Annotated in this window: 13 protein-coding genes; all 13 read left to right on the top strand. The window is 73.7% G+C overall.

All coding sequences use genetic code 11. From position 1 onward, the window contains the following. The first annotated feature begins 313 nt into the window (after positions 1-313). The 13 genes from infC to ACL02O_RS08925 all read left to right on the top strand — a co-directional run bounded on the left by infC (position 314) and on the right by ACL02O_RS08925 (position 13,667). On the top strand, positions 314-916 hold the full coding sequence (infC, locus tag ACL02O_RS08985; RefSeq protein WP_412817525.1) for a translation initiation factor IF-3: 603 nt from the start codon (positions 314-316) through the stop codon (positions 914-916). A gap of 19 nt (positions 917-935) precedes the next feature. Continuing rightward, the gene (gene rpmI, locus ACL02O_RS08980; RefSeq protein WP_073835294.1) at positions 936-1,130 is read left to right on the top strand and encodes a 50S ribosomal protein L35; all 195 of its coding nucleotides are present in this window, start codon (positions 936-938) and stop codon (positions 1,128-1,130) included. Positions 1,131-1,162: 32 nt separating this feature from the next. Beyond that, entirely contained in the window at positions 1,163-1,555 is a 393-nt protein-coding gene (rplT, locus tag ACL02O_RS08975; protein ID WP_091263835.1) for a 50S ribosomal protein L20, read from the top strand. 35 nt (positions 1,556-1,590) lie between these two features. Then, positions 1,591-2,475 carry a TrmH family RNA methyltransferase gene (locus ACL02O_RS08970; protein WP_412817524.1) on the top strand — a complete coding sequence of 295 codons (885 nt, stop codon included), beginning with the start codon at positions 1,591-1,593 and terminating at the stop codon, positions 2,473-2,475. 172 nt (positions 2,476-2,647) lie between these two features. Beyond that, complete coding sequence (gene pheS, locus ACL02O_RS08965) at positions 2,648-3,721, top strand: phenylalanine--tRNA ligase subunit alpha (protein ID WP_412817523.1); 1,074 nt, start codon at positions 2,648-2,650, stop codon at positions 3,719-3,721. Between the two features lie 42 nt (positions 3,722-3,763). Further along, the gene (pheT, locus tag ACL02O_RS08960) at positions 3,764-6,310 is read left to right on the top strand and encodes a phenylalanine--tRNA ligase subunit beta (RefSeq protein WP_412817522.1); all 2,547 of its coding nucleotides are present in this window, start codon (positions 3,764-3,766) and stop codon (positions 6,308-6,310) included. A gap of 364 nt (positions 6,311-6,674) precedes the next feature. Then, entirely contained in the window at positions 6,675-7,676 is a 1,002-nt protein-coding gene (gene argC / locus ACL02O_RS08955) for an N-acetyl-gamma-glutamyl-phosphate reductase (protein ID WP_412817521.1), read from the top strand. Further along, complete coding sequence (gene argJ / locus ACL02O_RS08950; protein ID WP_412817520.1) at positions 7,673-8,845, top strand: bifunctional glutamate N-acetyltransferase/amino-acid acetyltransferase ArgJ; 1,173 nt, start codon at positions 7,673-7,675, stop codon at positions 8,843-8,845. Before argC ends, argJ begins: the two co-directional genes overlap by 4 nt. After that, positions 8,842-9,837, top strand: a complete 996-nt coding sequence (argB, locus tag ACL02O_RS08945) for an acetylglutamate kinase (RefSeq protein ID WP_412817519.1) — start codon at positions 8,842-8,844, stop codon at positions 9,835-9,837. Before argJ ends, argB begins: the two co-directional genes overlap by 4 nt. Beyond that, the gene (locus tag ACL02O_RS08940; RefSeq protein WP_412817518.1) at positions 9,834-11,021 is read left to right on the top strand and encodes an acetylornithine transaminase; all 1,188 of its coding nucleotides are present in this window, start codon (positions 9,834-9,836) and stop codon (positions 11,019-11,021) included. Before argB ends, ACL02O_RS08940 begins: the two co-directional genes overlap by 4 nt. Continuing rightward, entirely contained in the window at positions 11,018-11,947 is a 930-nt protein-coding gene (gene argF, locus ACL02O_RS08935; RefSeq protein ID WP_412817517.1) for an ornithine carbamoyltransferase, read from the top strand. Before ACL02O_RS08940 ends, argF begins: the two co-directional genes overlap by 4 nt. Next, positions 11,944-12,459 (top strand): arginine repressor, encoded by a 516-nt coding sequence (locus ACL02O_RS08930; protein WP_412817516.1) that lies wholly within the window; start codon positions 11,944-11,946, stop codon positions 12,457-12,459. The genes argF and ACL02O_RS08930 overlap by 4 nt, the downstream gene beginning before the upstream one ends. Continuing rightward, a complete protein-coding gene (locus ACL02O_RS08925; RefSeq protein ID WP_412817515.1) occupies positions 12,456-13,667 on the top strand; it encodes an argininosuccinate synthase in 1,212 nt (403 codons plus the stop codon). The genes ACL02O_RS08930 and ACL02O_RS08925 overlap by 4 nt, the downstream gene beginning before the upstream one ends. The last annotated feature ends 6 nt before the right edge of the window (positions 13,668-13,673 follow it).

Here is a 13,673-nt window from a genome sequence, read left to right as displayed (position 1 = left end):
GGTTGGGGGTGGGTGGGGTGGGGGTGTAGTGTTGCGGGGTCGACCAGACTGTCCCCGTCCCTGACGTGTGGGTGGTCCTGAAGCGGAGCGCCTGCTCCCACCCGAGTCGCCCCGAGGGCGGCCGGGTCCGGTCCCGGGTTCCGGGCACGTTCCGGCCCCGGATGCGCGATCATGTGATCGTGCCGACCGGTCGAGCGGGCCCTGGCATGTGCCGGGGCCTTCTGCTTTCCGGGTCGGCTCCCGCCCGGGAGCCCGCGGAGTCGGCACCGTAGGAGACTCGACTCGAGGAGGCCCCATCAGCGTCGAACCACGCGTGAACGAGCAGATCCGGGCACGTGAGGTCCGACTGGTCGGCCCTGAAGGTGAGCAGGTGGGCATCGTCCCGCTGGAGCGCGCCCTTCAGCTGGCCGCGGACGTCGACCTGGACCTGGTCGAGGTTGCGCCGATGGCGCGCCCGCCGGTGTGCAAGCTCATGGACTTCGGCAAGTTCAAGTACGAGAGCGCACTGAAGGCGCGCGAAGCGCGGCGTAACCAGCAGCAGACCGTCATCAAGGAGATGAAGCTCCGGCCGAAGATCGACCCGCATGACTACGAGACCAAGAAGGGTCACGTGGTGCGGTTCCTCAAGGCCGGCGACAAGGTCAAGGTGACGATCATGTTCCGCGGTCGCGAGCAGAGCCGCCCGGAGCTGGGTTACCGGCTCCTGCGCCGGCTCGAATCCGAGATCTCGGAGCTGGGGTACGTCGAGGCCGCGCCGAAGCAGGACGGCCGCAACATGATCATGGTGCTCGCGCCGCACCGCGCCACCAAGGCCGCCGCCGTGGCCCGTGGTGCCGGACCGCGCGAGCGGGAAGCGGGCGCCGCCGAGGCGCCTCCGGCCGAGGCGGCCGGGCCCGCCGGGACGACCGGCGAGTAACAGGGGAGAAGACGTTCCAATGCCGAAGATGAAGAGCCACACGGGGATGGGCAAGCGGGTCAAGGTGACCGGCAAGGGCAAGATCGTTGCCCAGCAGGCCGGGCTGCGCCACAACCTGGAGAAGAAGGCCTCCACCCAGACCCGCCGGCTGACCGGCACCGTCGAGCTGGCCAAGGCCGACGTGAAGCGAATCAAGAAGCTGCTCGGCCGCTGACGCGCGCCACCTGAACCGAAGAAGGAGTTGAGATGGCACGCGTCAAGCGGGCTGTGAACGCCCAGAAGAAGCGTCGTACCCTGCTGGAGACCGCGAGCGGTTACCGCGGTCAGCGCTCCCGCCTCTACCGCAAGGCCAAGGAGCAGGTGCTGCACTCGATGCAGTACTCCTACCGGGACCGTCGCGACCGCAAGGGCGACTTCCGGCAGCTCTGGATCCAGCGGATCAACGCCGGTGCCCGGGCCAACGGCCTCACCTACAACCGGCTGATCCAGGGCCTGCGCCTGGCCGGCATCGAGGTCGACCGCAAGATCCTGGCCGACCTGGCCGTCAACGACGCCGCGGCGTTCGCCGCGATCGTCGAGCTGGCCCGCGCCGCCGTGGCGGCCGAGGGCACCGGTGGCGCCGCGGCCCAGGCCGCCTGATCCACCCGTACCAGCAGCAGATCGAGGCGTCTCCCATGCAGTCACCATCGCGCGGGAGGCGCCTCGACGCCGTCTCCGGCCCGTACAGCCCGCGTACCCCCCGGGTCGTCGCGGCCCGCCGGCTGCACCGCCGCCGGGACCGTGACAACACCGGCCGGTTCCTCGCCGAGGGACCGCAGGCCGTCCGCGAGGCCCTGGACCGCGCCGGCACGGTGGTCGAGCTGTTCGGCACCCCCGCCGCCCTCGACCGGTACGCCGACCTGGCGGCCCGGGCCGCCGGGGCCGACGTCCCGGTCTCCGAGGTCACCGACGAGGCCCTCGCCGCGCTCACCGAGACCGTCGCCCCGCAGGGCCTGGTCGCCGTCTGCCGGCATCTGGACGTACCGCTGGACCGGGCCCTCGCGCGTGGACCGCGACTGGTCGCGGTGCTCGCCGAGATCCGCGACCCGGGCAACGCCGGCACCGTGCTGCGCACCGCGGACGCGGCCGGCGCGGGCGCGGTGGTCTTCGCCGGCGACGCGGTCGACCCGTACAACGGCAAGTGTGTGCGGGCCTCCGCCGGCAGCCTCTTCCACGTCGACGTGGTCCGCGCCGCCGACCCCGTCGAGGTGGTCGCGGCGCTGCGGGCCGCGGGGCTCACCGTCCTCGCCACCACCGGGTACGGCGACCGCGACCTGGACGACCTCGCCGACGCCGGCCGGCTCGCCACCCCCACCGCCTGGCTCTTCGGCTCGGAGGCGCACGGCCTGCCCGCGGAGCTGACCGACGCGGCCGACGCCCGGGTCCGGGTGCCGCTGCACGGGCGCGCCGAGAGCCTGAACCTGGCTGCGGCCGCGGCCGTCTGCCTGTACGCTTCAGCCAGAGCACTGCGCCGACCGACGGGTCGCGCGGGCGACAGAGCAGGGGAGTCAGTCGGATGATGAACGCGCCACGGCGTTCGTTTAGCCAGCCCGCCGGTGTCGGCGGGCGGCGGGCCTGACCCTTCCCCCTGCGTAACTCCCACACCGGCGGGCTGCGGCGAAGCCGCGCGTCCGTAGACTCGCCTAGCCGCCCGTGAGGGCCGGCGCCGCCGTGAGGGAGTGCCCGTTCGCCATGAGCTACCGCAACGATCCGTACGACCCGAAGCAGGTCGCCCTGCTCGACCCGGACGCCCTGGCCGGGGCCGTGGCCGACGCCGAGAAGGCGTTCGCCGCCGCCGCCGATCCGGACGCGTTGACCGCGCTGCGTCCCGCGCACCTCGGGGACCGGTCCCCGATCTCCCTCGCCCGCCGGGAGATCGGCGCGCTGCCGCCGGCCGCCAAAGCCGACGCCGGCAAGCGGGTCAACGAGGCCCGCCGCGCCGTCGAGGCCGCCTACGCCGCCCGGCAGGAAGTGCTGGAGCAGGAGCGGGCCGAGCGGGTGCTGGTCGAGGAGCGGGTCGACGTGACCCTGCCGTACAACCGCCGGCCGCGTGGCGCCCGCCACCCGTTGAGCACCCTGATGGAGCAGATCAGCGACCTGTTCATCGGGATGGGCTACGAGGTGGCCGAGGGGCCCGAAGTCGAGCTGGAGTGGACCAACTTCGACGCCCTGAACATCCCCGCCGACCACCCGGCGCGGGGGCTGATGGACACCTTCCACATCGCCCCGTCCGAGGGCGCGGAGAGTTCGGGCCTGGTGCTGCGCACCCACACCTCGCCGGTGCAGGCGCGCACCATGCTCAGCCGCAAGCCGCCGATCTACGTGGTGGTGCCCGGCCGGGTCTACCGCACCGACGAGCTGGACGCCACCCACGCGCCGGTCTTCCACCAGGTCGAGGGCCTGGTGGTGGACAAGGGCATCACGATGGCGCACCTGCGTGGCACGCTGGACCACTTCGCCCGGGCCATGTTCGGCGAGGGCGCGAAGACCCGCTGGCGGCCGCACTACTTCCCGTTCACCGAGCCGTCGGCCGAGTTCGACGTCTGGTTCCCGGAGCACCGGGACGGCCCGCAGTGGGTCGAGTGGGGCGGCTGCGGCATGGTCAACCCGCGGGTGCTGCGGGCCTGCGGCATCGACCCGGAGGTCTACTCCGGATTCGCGTTCGGCATGGGCATCGACCGGACGGTGATGGTCCGGCACGGGGTCAGCGACATGCGGGACATGGCCGAGGGTGACGTGCGGTTCACCCGCGCGTTCGGCGTGTAGACGGTGCGGGCACGAGTTACGGAGACGGTGGTTTAAACAGTCATGCGAGTTTCTGTCAGTTGGCTGCGGGAGTACGTCGACCTCCCCGCCGACCTGCCCGCCGGCGACCTGGAGCAGGCGCTGGTCGACCTCGGCATCGAGGTCGAGTCGATCGTGGACCTGCGGGAGACCGTCACCGGTCCGCTGGTCGTCGGTGAGGTCCTGGAGATCGAGGAGCTGACCGGCTTCAAGAAGCCGATCCGGTTCTGCCGGGTGGACGTCGGCGCCGCCAACGGCACCGGCGAGCCGCAGGAGATCGTCTGCGGGGCGCGCAACTTCGCCCCCGGCGACCGGGTCGTGGTGATCCTTCCCGGCGGTGTGCTGCCCGGCAACTTCGCCATCGGCGCGCGCAAGACCTACGGGCGCAACTCCCACGGCATGATCTGCTCGGCGAAGGAGCTGGGCCTGGGCGACGACCACTCGGGCATCATCGTGCTGCCCGAGGACACCCCGGCCAAGCCCGGCGACGACGCCCGTCCGGTGGTCGGCCTCGACGACGTCGTGGTCGAGATGGAGATCACCCCGGACCGCGGGTACGCGCTCAGCGTGCGGGGCATCGCCCGCGAACTGTCGCACGCCCTCGGCGTGGCGTTCCGCGACCCGGCCGACGCGCCGGCCCCCGGCGCCACCGCCGAGCCGGCGTACCCGGTTCAGGTGCGCGACACCGTCGGCTGCGACCGGTTCGCCGCCCGGATGGTCCGCGGTGTCGACCCGACCGTCGAGACGCCCGGCTGGATGCGGCAGCGGCTCACCGTGGCCGGCATCCGGAGCATCTCGCTGCCGGTCGACATCACCAACTACCTGATGCTCGAGCTCGGCCAGCCGATGCACGCCTTCGACGCCGACCGGATCAGCGGCCCGCTGGTGGTCCGCCGCGCCGAGCCGGGGGAGAAGCTGACCACTCTGGACGGCGTCACCCGCACCCTGGTCGCCGAGGACATGGTGATCTGCGACGACACCGGCCCGATCTCGCTCGCCGCGGTGATGGGCGGCGAGACCAGCGAGGTCGTCGCGTCCACCACGAACGTGCTGTTCGAGGCGGCGCACTGGGACCCGGCGATGGTGGGCCGCACCGCCCGCCGGCACAAGCTGTTCAGCGAGGCGGCCAAGCGCTGGGAGCGGGGCGTCGACCCGGCGATCGCGCTGGTCGCGCTGGAGAAGGCGGTAAGGCTGCTCACCGAGCACGCGGGCGGCACGGTCGGCGAGGAGATCCTCGACATCGACCACGTCCGGCCGCGTACGCCGGTCACCCTGCCGGCCGACCTGCCGTCGCGCCGGGTCGGGGTGGCCTACTCGACGGAGCGGGTGGTCGAGCTGCTGGAGCAGGTCGGCTGCACGGTCACCCGGGGCACCGACCGGCTCGGCGAGGACCCGGGCGAGGTCGGCGTCTCCGCCGGGGGCGCCGAGGTGCTCGGCGTGAGCCCGCCGAGCTGGCGGCCCGACCTCACCGACCCGGCCGACCTGGTCGAGGAGGTGGTCCGCCTCGACGGGTACGACCGGGTGCCCTCGGAGCTGCCCACCGCGCCGCCCGGCCGTGGCCTCACCTGGCGGCAGCAGCGCCAGCGGGCGGTCGCGCGGTCGCTCGCCGAGCACGGGTACGTCGAGGTCCTCGCCCACCCGTTCGTCGCCCCCGAGCTCGCCGACCAGCTCGGCCTGCCCGCCGGCGACCCCCGCCGGCCGGCGGTCCGGGTGGCCAACCCGCTGTCCGAGGAGCAGCCGCTGCTGCGCACCACCCTGCTCGGCCCGCTGCTCGGCATCCTCAAGCGCAACATCGCCCGGGGCCAGCGCGACGTGGCGATCTACGAGATCGGCACCGTGTTCCACCCGCGTCCGGGCGTCGGCGCCCCGCCGGCCATGGGCGTGGACCGGCGCCCGACCGACGAGGAGTTCGCCGCTGCCGACGCGGTGGTGCCGGACCAGCCGCGGCACGTCGCGGTGGCGCTCGCCGGGGAGATCGAGCCGGCGGGCTGGTGGGGCGCGGGCCGGGCGGCCGGCTGGGCGGACGCCGTCGAGGCCGGCCGGGCCGTGCTGGCCGCCGCCGGCATCCCGGCCGACCAGGTCACCGTCCGGGCCGCCGAGCGGGCTCCGTGGCACCCCGGCCGCTGCGCCGAGCTGCTGGTGGACGGCGCCGCCGTCGGGTACGCCGGTGAGCTGCACCCGGCTGTGGTGGCGACGCTGGAGCTGCCCCGCCGGACGAGCGTGATGGAGCTGAACCTGGATGCGCTGCCCGCCGCTGCGCTGATGGCCGGCCCGGCGATCTCCACCTTCCCGCCGGCGCTGATCGACGTGGCCCTCGTCGTGGACGAGTCGGTGCCGGCCGTCGAGGTGGAGCGGGCCCTCGTCGAGGGGGCCGGCGACCTGCTCGAGGGGGTCCGTCTCTTCGACGTGTACGCCTCCGAGCAGCTCGGCGCGGGACGCAAGTCGTTGGCGTACAAGCTGACCTTCCGGGCCCCGGACCGGACGCTGACCGTCGAGGAGGCGGTGGCCGCCCGGGACGCGGCGGTCGCGCTCGTCGCCGAGCGCTTCGGCGCGACCCTGCGCGGCGCGTAGCCACGTTCCGCGACGCAAGCCCTCCCGCCGACCGGCGGGAGGGCTTGCGGCGCTTCGGCGCCGGGCGGGGGCCGGTCGGAATTCGTACAGATCCACTCCGGCGGTGGGGCGGGCGCGCATGCAGTCCTTCGACCCGAGAGACGCCGAGGGATTCGCATGCCGGATTCGCCTTCCGATCCGCTCGACGACCGTGGGCGCGGCTGCCGGGCACAGTGGTTCCGCCAGCTGAAAGCGGACCTGATCACCCGGTGGTCGTCACGGCGAACGCCGTCGGCAGGCGGTGCAGCTTCATGCATCATACTGCATGAACTTGCAGCCGGTGGATCGGTCCTGGTAACCTCTGCATAGTCATGCGGAGGTGAGTATGGGTATCCGGGTTGCGGTTGCCGGGGCGAGCGGATACGCCGGCGGCGAGCTGCTGCGGCTGCTCGCCGGGCACCCCGAGTTCGACCTCGTCGCCGCCACCGCCCACTCCTCGGCCGGCCAGCCCGTCGCCGCCGTACACCCGCAGCTCGCCGGGCTGGACCTGGTGCTCGGGGCGACCGACCCGACCACCCTGGTCGACGCGGACCTGGTCTTCCTGGCCCTGCCGCACGGCCGGTCGGCGGCCCTCGCGGCGGCCCTCCCCGACCCGGTCAAGGTGGTCGACCTCGGCGCCGACCACCGGCTGCGCGACGCCGACGGTTGGGCCGCCTACTACGGCGGCACGCACGCCGGCGCCTGGACCTACGGCCTGCCCGAGCTGCCCGGCCAGCGGGCTGCGATCGCCGCCGCCACCCGGGTCGCCAGCACCGGCTGCTACGCGGTCGCCACCACCCTGGCGCTGGCCCCGCTGATCGCCGCCGGCGCGGTGCTCCCCACCGACGTGGTGGTGGTCGCCGCCTCCGGCACCTCCGGCGCGGGCCGGGCCGCCAAGGCCCACCTGCTCGGCAGCGAGGTGATGGGCGACCTGTCGCCCTACAAGGTCGGCGCGCACCAGCACGTGCCGGAGATCAAGCAGGCCACCGGGGCGACCAGCCTCTCCTTCACCCCGGTCCTCGCGCCCATGCCGCGGGGCATCCTCGCCACCGTCACCGCCGTGCCCACCGGCGACGCCGACCCGCGCGAGGTGCTCGCCGCGGCCTACGCCGACGCGCCCTTCGTCCACGTGCTGCCCGAGGGGGCGTGGCCGCACACCGCCGCCACCGCCGGCTCCAACTCCTGCCACCTGCAGGCCACCGTCGACGTCGACTCCGGCCGGGTGATCGTGGTCAGTGCCATCGACAACCTGGGCAAGGGCGCGGCCGGCCAGGCCGTGCAGAACGCCAACCTGATGTCCGACCTCCCCGAGACCACCGGACTCTCCACCTTCGGAGTGGCCCCATGACAGTCACCACCCCCCGGGGCTTCCGCGCCGCCGGCGTCGCGGCCGGGCTCAAGGCCGGCGGCGCCGGCGACGTCGCCCTGGTCCTCAACGACGGCCCCGACGCCGGGGTCGCCGGTGTCTTCACCGCCAACCGGGTCAAGGCCGCCCCGGTGCTCTGGACCCAGCAGGTCGTGCGCGGCGGCGTGGTCCGCGCCGTGGTGCTCAACTCCGGCGGCGCGAACGCCTGCACCGGCCCGGCCGGCTTCCAGGACACCCACGCCACCGCCGAGCACACCGCCGCCGCGCTCACCGCCAGCAGCCCTCGGCTGATGGTCGGGGCCGGCGAGGTCGCGGTCTGCTCCACCGGCCTGATCGGCGAACGGCTGCCCATGGACAAGCTCCTGCCGGGCGTCCGCAACGCCGTCCGTGGCCTCGGCCGGGACGGCGGCCGGGCCGCCGCCGAGGCGATCATGACCACGGACACCCGGCCCAAGACGACCGTGGCCCCGGGCAGCGGCTGGACCGTCGGTGGCATGGCCAAGGGCGCCGGCATGCTCGCCCCGGCGATGGCCACCATGCTCTGCGTGCTCACCACCGACGCGGTGGCCGGGCAGCAGACCCTGGACGCCGCGCTGCGCGCCGCCACCCGGGTCACCTTCGACCGGATCGACTCCGACGGCTGCATGTCCACCAACGACACCGTGCTGCTGCTGGCCAGCGGGGCCTCCGGCATCGAGCCCAGCGAGGCGGAGCTGACCGCCGCGGTCACCGCCGCCTGCCACGACCTGGCCCAGCAGCTCATCGCCGACGCCGAGGGCGCCACCAAGCAGATCGCCGTCGACGTGGTCGGCGCCGCGAGCGAGGACGACGCGGTGGAGGTGGGCCGCTCGGTGGCCCGGAACAACCTGGTCAAGACCGCGCTGTTCGGCAACGACCCCAACTGGGGCCGGATCCTCGCCGCCGTCGGCACCACCGCCGCCGCGTTCGAGTCCGACGGCGTGGACGTCGCGGTCAACGGCGTCTGGGTGTGCCGGGGCGGCGCCGCCGCCGAGGACCGCGCCAAGGTGGACCTCGCCGGCCGGGACGTGAGCATCCGGATCGACCTGCACGCCGGCGACGCCGCGGCGACCATCTGGACCAACGACCTGTCGCACGCGTACGTCCACGAGAACTCGGCGTACTCGACATGAACCTCACCGCGGACCTCACCCGGGCCCAGGTCAAGGCCGAGACACTGATCGAGGCCCTGCCCTGGCTGGCCCGCTTCTCCGGCGCCACCGTCGTGGTCAAGTACGGCGGCAACGCCATGGTCGACCCGGCGCTGCAGCGCGCCTTCGCCGCCGACATGGTCTTCCTCCGGTACGTCGGCCTCAGGCCGGTCGTCGTGCACGGCGGCGGGCCGCAGATCTCCACCATGCTGGGGCGGCTCGGCATCGCCAGCGAGTTCAGGGGCGGCCTGCGGGTGACCACCCCGGAGGCGATGGACGTCGTCCGCATGGTCCTCGTCGGGCAGGTCGGCCGGGAACTGGTCGGCCTGATCAACGCGCACGGCCCGTTCGCGGTCGGCCTGTCCGGCGAGGACGCCGGGCTGTTCACCGCGGTGCGCCGCCCGGCCTACGTCAACGGCGAACCGGTCGACGTCGGGCAGGTGGGCGACGTGGAGTCGGTGAACGTCTCCGCGGTGGCCGACCTGATCGCGGCCGGCCGGATCCCGGTGATCTCCACGGTCGCGCCGGACGCCGACGGGGTGCTGCACAACCTCAACGCGGACACCGCCGCCGCCGCGCTCGCGATCGCGCTGGAGGCCCGCAAGCTGGTCGTCCTCACCGACGTTTCCGGCCTGTACGCGGACTGGCCCGACACGTCCAGCCTGGTCAGCGAGATCACCACCGACGACCTGGCCGAGCTGCTGCCGTCCCTGGAGTCGGGGATGGTCCCGAAGATGGAGGCCTGCCTGCGGGCGGTGCGGCAGGGAGTGCCCGCCGCGCACGTCGTCGACGGCCGGGTCGCCCACTCCACGCTGCTCGAAGTGTTCACCTCGGAAGGATTCGGCACGATGGTCGTGAGCGCGAGGAGTGAGCTCGCGAGCCCCGCAGCCGCGAACAAGGAGGGCTTCGTGAGCGCGAGGAGTGAGCTCGCGAGCCCCGCAACCGCGAACAAGGAAGGCGGGGTGGCGGAGTGAGCAGCCTGGTGCAGCGCTGGGGCGCGGCCATGATGGACAACTACGGCACGCCGCCGCTCGCGCTGGTCGCCGGCTCCGGCGCCGTCGTGGTCGACGAGGCCGGCCGGGAGTACGTCGACCTGCTCGGCGGCATCGCCGTCAACGCCCTCGGCCACGCCCACCCGGCCGTGGTGGCCGCCGTCTCCAAGCAGGTCGCCACCCTCGGGCACGTGTCCAACCTGTTCGTCGCCGAGCCGCCGGTGGCCCTCGCCGAACTGCTGCTGGCCCTCGCCGGCCGGCCCGGCCGGGTCTTCTTCGCCAACTCCGGCGCCGAGGCGAACGAGGCCGCGTTCAAGCTCTCCCGGCTCACCGGCCGCACCCACGTGGTCGCCACCCGGGGCGGCTTCCACGGCCGGACCATGGGCGCCCTGGCGCTCACCGGCCAGCCGGCCAAGGCCGACCCGTTCCGCCCGCTGCCCGGCGACGTCACCCACGTCCCGTACGGCGACGCCACCGCCCTCGCCGCGGCGGTCACCGACGGCACCGCCATGGTGATCATCGAGCCGATCCAGGGCGAGAACGGCGTTGTCGTCCCGCCGTCCGGCTACCTCGCCGAGGCCCGGCGGATCACCGCCGCGCACGGCGCGCTGCTGGTGCTCGACGAGGTGCAGACCGGTGTCGGCCGTACCGGGCACTGGTTCGCCCACCAGGCCGAGGGGGTCGAGCCGGACCTCGTCACCCTGGCCAAGGGGCTCGGCGGCGGCCTGCCCATCGGCGCCTGCCTGGCCTTCGGCCGGGCCGCCGAGCTGCTCGGCCCCGGTTCGCACGGCACCACCTTCGGCGGCAACCCGGTCAGCTGCGCCGCCGCCCTCGCGGTGATCGCCACCATCGCCAACGAAGGGCTGCTCGACCACGTCAAGCGGATCGGGGAGCGGCTGCGGCGGGGGATCGAGGCGCTCGGCCACCCGCTCGTCGCCGAGGTCCGCGGCGCCGGCCTGCTGCTCGGCGTCGTGCTCGAGTCGCCGGTCGCCGGCCAAGTGGCGGGTGCGCTGCGCGACTCGGGCTTCCTGGTCAACGCGGTGCAGCCCGGCGTGGTCCGGCTCGCCCCGCCGCTGATCCTCAGCGCCGAGCAGGCCGACGCCTTCCTGGCCGCCCTCCCCGCCGCCCTCGACGCCGCCAGCGCCCCGACGGAGGTCACCGCATGATCCGGCACTTTCTGCGCGACGACGACCTGTCGCCCGCCGAGCAGTCCGCCGTACTCGACCTGGCCGCCCGGATGAAGGCCGACCGGTTCGGGTACCGGCCCCTCGCGGGGCCGCGGTCGGTGGCGGTGCTCTTCGACAAGCAGAGCCTGCGCACCCGGATCTCGTTCGATGCCGGCATCGCCGAGCTGGGCGGCCACCCGCTCGTGGTGGACACCCAGGTCACCCACTTCGGGCGGGGCGAGACCCTGGCCGACGCGGGCCGGGTGCTCTCCCGCTACGTCGCGGCGATCGTGCTGCGCACCCACGGCGACGACCGGATCGCGGAGGTCGCCTCGCACGCCACCGTGCCGGTGGTCAACGCGCTCACCGACACCTACCACCCGTGCCAGCTGCTGGCCGACCTGCTCACCGTGCGGGAGCGGTTCGGCGCCACCGCCGGGCGCACCCTGGCGTACCTCGGGGACGCGGCGAACAACATGGCGCACTCGTACCTGCTGGCCGGGGTGACCGCCGGGATGCACGTCCGGGTCGCCGGCCCGGTGGGGTTCCAGCCCGACCCGGAGATCGTCGCCCGGGCCGAGAAGCTCGCCGCCGGCACCGGCGGCTCCGTCCGGGTGCTCACCGACCCGGTCGAGGCGGTGCGCGCCGCCGACGTGGTCGCCACCGACGCCTGGACCTCGATGGGCCAGGAGTCCGACGGCCTCGACCGGATCACTCCGTTCCTGCCGTACCAGGTCAACGACGCGTTGCTCGGCCACGCCGGGCCCGAGGTGATCGTGCTGCACTGCCTGCCCGCCCACCGCGGCGAGGAGATCACCGACGAGGTGCTCGACGGGCCGCGCAGCGCCGTCTTCGACCAGGCGGAGAATCGCCTGCACGCCCAGAAGGCGCTGCTGACGTTTCTCCTGGAGGCATCCACATCATGACCGCCCCGCTGACCCGCGCCGCGCGGCACGCCCGCATCGTCGAGTTGATCCGCGACCGGGCCATCCACTCGCAGACCGAACTGGCCGACCTGCTCGCCGGTGACGGCATCCAGGTCACCCAGGCCACCCTCTCCCGGGACCTCAAGGAACTCGGGGCGGTCACTGCCCGGGGCGGCGACGGGCGGGGCGTCTACCTGATCCCCGAGGACGGCCACCGGCCGCTGCGCGAGGCCGAGGCAGCCCCGGCCCGGCTCGTCCGGCTGCTGCGCGAACTGCTCAACGGGGTCGACTCCAGCGGCAACATCGCCGTGCTGCGCACCCCGCCGGGCGCAGCCCACTATCTGGCCAGCGCGTTGGACCGAGCGGGCCTGTCCGAGGTCGTCGGCACCATCGCCGGCGACGACACCATCCTCGTCGTGGCCCGCGAGGCCGACGGCGGCGCCGCGTTGGGCGACAAGCTCGCCGCGTGGGCCCGCCGGGAAGAGATCGTTGAAGGGAGCAGCACACCATGACCGAGCGGGTCGTCCTGGCGTACTCCGGGGGTCTCGACACCTCCGTCGCCATCCCGTACCTGGCCGAGCAGACCGGCGCCGAGGTGATCGCGGTCGCGGTCGACCTCGGCCAGGGCGGCGAGGACATGAACGTCATCCGGCAGCGCGCGCTGGACTGCGGCGCGGTCGAGTCCGAGGTGATCGACGCGCGTGACGAGTTCGCCGCCGACTACTGCCTGCCGGCCATCCGGGCCAACGCCCTCTACATGGACCGCTACCCGCTGGTCTCCGCGCTGTCCCGGCCGCTGATCGTCAAGCACCTGGTGGCCGCCGCGAAGCAGCACGGCGGCACCATCGTGTCGCACGGCTGCACCGGCAAGGGCAACGACCAGGTCCGGTTCGAGGTCGGGCTGGGCGCACTCGCCCCCGACCTGAAGATCATCGCCCCGGCCCGGGACTTCGCCTGGACCCGGGACAAGGCGATCGCCTTCGCCGAGGAGAAGGGCCTGCCGATCGACGTCTCGGCCAAGTCGCCGTACTCGATCGACCAGAACCTGTGGGGCCGCGCCGTCGAGACCGGCTTCCTGGAGGACATCTGGAACGGCCCGGTCGAGGACCTCTACTCGTACACCGCCGACCCGGCCGAGCCGCGGGACGCCGACGAGGTGGTGATCACCTTCGACGCCGGCGTGCCGGTCGCCGTCGACGGCGAGACGGTCACCCCGTACCAGGCGATCCTGGAGCTCAACCGGCGGGCGGGCGCCCAGGGCGTGGGCCGGCTGGACATGGTCGAGGACCGGCTCGTCGGCATCAAGAGCCGCGAGGTGTACGAGGCACCCGGCGCGATCGCGCTGATCACCGCCCACCAGGAGCTGGAGGCGGTCACCGTCGAGCGGGACCTGGCCCGGTTCAAGCGCGGCGTCGACCAGCGCTGGGGCGAGCTGGTCTACGACGGCCTCTGGTTCTCGTCGCTGAAGAACGCCCTGGACGCGTTCATCGACGACGCCCAGCGGCACGTTTCCGGCGAGGTGCGGCTCACCCTGCACGGCGGCCGGGCCGTGGTCACCGGCCGGCGTTCCGAGGCCAGCCTCTACGACTTCGGCATGGCCACCTACGACACCGGCGACACCTTCGACCAGTCCCGCGCCAAGGGCTTCGTGCAGCTGTGGGGCCTGCCCAGCAAGATGGCCGCCGCGCGGGACGCCCGGCTGGGTGGGGCGGAGTCCTGACGTTGA

Origin of the sequence: Micromonospora mangrovicola (assembly GCF_047200535.1) — a bacterium.
In the GTDB taxonomy this organism is placed as follows: Bacteria; Actinomycetota; Actinomycetes; order Mycobacteriales; family Micromonosporaceae; genus Micromonospora.
This window is presented reverse-complemented; position numbering and strand designations above follow the sequence as displayed.

Excerpts from the sequence above, each read along its gene's own strand:
- rpmI (WP_073835294.1), top strand. The coding sequence starts at position 936 with ATGCCGAAGATGAAGAGCCACACGGGGATGGGCAAGCGGGTCAAGGTG.
- rplT (WP_091263835.1), top strand. The coding sequence starts at position 1,163 with ATGGCACGCGTCAAGCGGGCTGTGAACGCCCAGAAGAAGCGTCGTACC.
- ACL02O_RS08970 (WP_412817524.1), top strand. The coding sequence starts at position 1,591 with ATGCAGTCACCATCGCGCGGGAGGCGCCTCGACGCCGTCTCCGGCCCG.
- pheS (WP_412817523.1), top strand. The coding sequence starts at position 2,648 with ATGAGCTACCGCAACGATCCGTACGACCCGAAGCAGGTCGCCCTGCTC.
- pheT (WP_412817522.1), top strand. The coding sequence starts at position 3,764 with ATGCGAGTTTCTGTCAGTTGGCTGCGGGAGTACGTCGACCTCCCCGCC.
- argC (WP_412817521.1), top strand. The coding sequence starts at position 6,675 with ATGGGTATCCGGGTTGCGGTTGCCGGGGCGAGCGGATACGCCGGCGGC.
- argJ (WP_412817520.1), top strand. The coding sequence starts at position 7,673 with ATGACAGTCACCACCCCCCGGGGCTTCCGCGCCGCCGGCGTCGCGGCC.
- argB (WP_412817519.1), top strand. The coding sequence starts at position 8,842 with ATGAACCTCACCGCGGACCTCACCCGGGCCCAGGTCAAGGCCGAGACA.
- argF (WP_412817517.1), top strand. The coding sequence starts at position 11,018 with ATGATCCGGCACTTTCTGCGCGACGACGACCTGTCGCCCGCCGAGCAG.
- ACL02O_RS08930 (WP_412817516.1), top strand. The coding sequence starts at position 11,944 with ATGACCGCCCCGCTGACCCGCGCCGCGCGGCACGCCCGCATCGTCGAG.
- ACL02O_RS08925 (WP_412817515.1), top strand. The coding sequence starts at position 12,456 with ATGACCGAGCGGGTCGTCCTGGCGTACTCCGGGGGTCTCGACACCTCC.